This window comes from Kitasatospora cystarginea (assembly GCF_039533515.1).
Taxonomy (GTDB): Bacteria; Actinomycetota; Actinomycetes; order Streptomycetales; family Streptomycetaceae; genus Kitasatospora; species Kitasatospora cystarginea.
Window position 1 is genome coordinate 1 of the sequence record NZ_BAAATR010000154.1, and the last position, 1,638, is coordinate 1,638.

Consider the following 1,638-nt stretch of genomic DNA (forward strand, 5'->3'; position numbering starts at 1 on the left):
CGCTGACCACCGCCGTCGCCCAGGCGTACGTGCGTGGTGCGAGCGTCGACTGGCAGGCGGTCTTCGCCGGCCAGGGCGCCCGCCGGGTGGACCTGCCGACCTACGCCTTCCAGCGCCAGCACTACTGGCCGGAGCGTTCGGCCGCACTCACCGGCGATGTCACGGCGGTCGGTCTGGCAGCCGCCGGGCATCCGCTGCTCGGTGCGGCCGTCTCGCTCGCCGCCGTCGACGGATTCCTCTTCACCGGTCGGCTCTCCGTGCAGTCGCACCCGTGGCTGGCCGATCACGCGGTGATGGGCAGTGTGCTGCTGCCGGGTACCGCGTTCGTGGAGCTGGCGATCCGGGCGGGCGACCAGGTCGGTTGCGCCGTGCTGGAGGAGCTGACGCTGGAGGCGCCGCTCGTCCTGCCCGAGCAGGGGGGCGTACAGGTTCAGCTCTCGGTCGAGGCGGCCGACGAGTCCGGACGGCGTCCGGTGAGCCTGCACTCCCGTACGGAGGACGGCGCCGGCGAGGAGCTGTGGACGCGGCACGCCACCGGTGTGCTGTCCCCGAGCGCCGGGACCACGGCGTCGTTCGAGCTGGCGGAGTGGCCCCCGGCCGGGGCGGTCGCGGTCGAGGTCGAAGACCTGTACGAGGTGTTCGACGAGGCCGGGTTCGGATACGGCCCGGTGTTCCAGGGCCTGCGCGCCGCCTGGCGCAAGGGCGAGGACGTGTACGCCGAGGTCCGGCTGCCCGAGAGCGCACGTACGGATGCCACGCTGTTCGGCCTGCACCCGGCGCTGCTCGACGCCGCGCTGCACGCGGTCGGCATCGGCAACCTGCTGGAGGAGAACGGCGGCGGACGCCTTCCGTTCGCCTGGAACGGCGTGAACCTGTACGCGGCCGGTGCCTCGGCGGTGCGGGTGCGGATGTCCCCGGCGGGCAGCCGGGACACGGTGTCGCTGGTGCTGGCGGACGAGTCCGGGCAGCCGGTCGCCTCGGTCGACTCGCTGGCGATGCGCGAGGTCTCCGAGGAGCAGGTGCGGGCCGCCCGCGCCGGCTTCGTGGAGTCGCTGTTCCGGGTGGAGTGGACCACCCTGCCGGTGTCGGCGGCCGCTGTGGGCCGCTGGGCGGTCCTCGGGACCGACCCGTTCGGCGCCGGGATCGAGAGCTTCGCCGATCTGGCGGCACTCGGTGCGGCAGTGGACGGCGGCATGACGCTTCCCGAGGCGGTCTTCGTGTCGCCGGTTGACGAGGGTGCGGACACCGCCTCGGCCGTCCGGGCCGTGCTGCACGGTGTGCTCGGCATGGTCCAGGAGTGGCTGGCGGACGAGCGGTTCGCCTCGTCCCGCCTGGTGCTGGTGACCCGTGGCGCGGTGGCCGGCGGTGACGACATCGTCCACGCCCCCGTCTGGGGTCTGCTGCGCTCTGCACAGTCCGAGAACCCCGGCCGGTTCGTGCTGCTCGACCTCGACGGTGCGGAGAGTTCGTACCGAGCGGTGGCGGGTGCCCTGGCCTCCGGCGAGCCGGAACTGGCAGTCCGGGAAGGCGTCGTACGGGTGCCGCGCCTGGCGCGGGTGGCGGCGGTGTCCGACACGGCCGGGCCGGTGTTCGATGCGAGCGGTACGGTCCTGGTGTCCGGTGCGTCCGGGATGCTGG

The 1,638-nt window shown here is 73.7% G+C and carries 1 protein-coding gene; it reads left to right on the forward strand.

Annotated elements, in window-relative coordinates:
- A partial coding sequence (locus tag ABD369_RS40515; RefSeq protein ID WP_344641648.1) for a polyketide synthase dehydratase domain-containing protein occupies positions 1–1,638 on the forward strand: 1,638 nt, incomplete at both ends.